Raw genomic sequence first — 1,271 nt, 5'->3', positions numbered from 1 at the left:
CGGGCGGGATCGGCACGAGGTCGTAGCCGATCTTCGACGAGATGACGATGTCCGCGCGGGGCAGCGACTTGATGGCAAGGCCCAGACGCGTCTCGCTGACGCCAAAGCCATAGACAGGTGCGGTGTCGAAATAGCGGATGCCATTTTCATAGGCCGCCTGCACAGTCTTCACCGCCGCATCGGTGTCGACGGCGCGGTACATGTTGCCGAGCCCCGTGCCACCGAGCCCGATCGTCGTCACCTTCAGGCCGCCCTTGCTAACAGCCCTGAATTCGATTTCAGCCATTTTCTCTTCCTGTAATCCCTGATCGTCCATTTGTGCCGCCCAGAAGGCCGCCTTCGCGCCATTAGGCCGCAGAGGGCCGTCCTGAACTCGGCGGCGAAAAAGCATTGACACAAAAGTTGTCATATAACAATGTAACCGGATGACAATTGTAGCGATGCCTACAAAGCGACAACGGAGGAACGCATGGACGACGAGACGAAAAATCTGATGGAGATGGTGAATGCCGGCATCAGCCGGCGCAGCGCTTTCGCGCTGGCCGGAAAACTCGGCCTTGGCGCAGCCGGCCTCGCCAGCGGACTGGGTGCTGGTCTTGTCGGCGGCATCAGCGCGGCACGAGCAGCGGATTCATCGCCCGGCCTGCCGAAGAAGCCCTACAAATTCCACTTCGTCTGCCACGTGACGCTCGACCAGTTCTTCACGCCAACGGTCTACGGCATCCAGGATGCCTGCGCGGCTTTCGGCTGCAGCTATCAGTGGACAGGTTCGCAGAAGAACGTCGTCTCCGAAATGGTCAGCGCCATGCAGACGGCGATCGCGCAGAAGTCGGACGGCATCGCCGTGTGCCTGGTCGACCCGACGGCTTTCGACGCCGCCACCGACATGGCCGCGCAAGCCGGCATTCCGGTTGTCGCCTTCAACGCCGACGTGCCGGTCGGCAGCCCCAACAAGCGGCTCTCCTATGTCGGCCAGCCGCTCTATCAGTCCGGCTACAACTCGGCGCTGAAGTGGCTGAAGCTGATCCCCAAGGGCGGCCACGTCATGCTGTCGATCGGCGTGCCGGGCTCACTCAACACGCAGCCGCGCCTCGACGGCTACATCCAGGCGATCAAGGACAGTGGCAGCGGCGTCACCTACGATGTCGTCAACACCGGTCCGGATCCGGCAACCGAAATCTCGCGCGTCGAGAGCTATTATCTCAGCCACAAGACCGTCAACGGCCTGTTCGGCACCGGCGGTTCCGACACCTATGCCTGCGGTTTCGTGT

Annotated in this window: 2 protein-coding genes; one reads left to right on the top strand and one right to left on the bottom strand. The window is 61.9% G+C overall.

What is annotated here, in order from left to right; genetic code table 11:
- Nucleotides 1-286 (bottom strand): aldo/keto reductase (locus EOA22_RS34010; protein WP_206521489.1); only part of this gene is annotated, 286 nt, incomplete at its 3' end.
- A gap of 183 nt (nucleotides 287-469) precedes the next feature.
- Here EOA22_RS34010 and EOA22_RS34005 point away from each other — a divergent pair.
- Nucleotides 470-1,271, top strand: an 802-nt coding sequence (locus EOA22_RS34005) for a substrate-binding domain-containing protein (protein WP_127390633.1), incomplete at its 3' end; no start/stop codon positions are given.

Origin of the sequence: Mesorhizobium sp. M7A.F.Ca.US.014.04.1.1 (assembly GCF_003998745.1) — a bacterium.
Lineage (GTDB): Bacteria > Pseudomonadota > Alphaproteobacteria > Rhizobiales > Rhizobiaceae > Mesorhizobium > Mesorhizobium ciceri.
Note: the sequence above shows the minus strand (reverse complement) of the source record. Positions and strands in the feature narration are given on the sequence as shown.